The organism is Stenotrophomonas sp. A3_2 (assembly GCF_036624925.1).
In the GTDB taxonomy this organism is placed as follows: domain Bacteria; phylum Pseudomonadota; class Gammaproteobacteria; order Xanthomonadales; family Xanthomonadaceae; genus Stenotrophomonas; species Stenotrophomonas hibiscicola.
Map to the genome: position 1 here is coordinate 1 of NZ_JAZKVY010000275.1, position 326 is coordinate 326.

Consider the following 326-nt stretch of genomic DNA (forward strand, 5'->3'; position numbering starts at 1 on the left):
GGCCGCGGCGCCCGCGCCGGCGGCGATCGCGCCGCGGCTTCCCGCCCAGCCCCTGCCGATGCGCCCCGCCAGCGCCACCGACCACACAACCGCCGCGCCGAGAATAACCCCGCGGATCACATCCAGGTACGGAATGACCACAAGCTCCGCCCGCAGCAGGGAGACGGTGGTGGCGGAGAGGCCGAGGAATACCCCCGCCCCGGCGATGGGGATCAGGCTCTGCGCCAGATGATGAAAACGCGCCCAGCCGAACGGGCCGGCGGCGCGCACGCCCAGCGCCAGCAGCAGGCTCAGCGCGGTGCCCAGCCCCAGGGCGGTGGCCGCGA

Annotated in this window: 1 protein-coding gene; it reads right to left on the reverse strand. The window is 75.2% G+C overall.

Features of this window, described 5'->3' with window-relative positions:
- On the reverse strand, positions 1-326 hold a 326-nt coding region (locus tag R5H29_RS13295), incomplete at both ends, for a hypothetical protein (protein ID WP_332329274.1).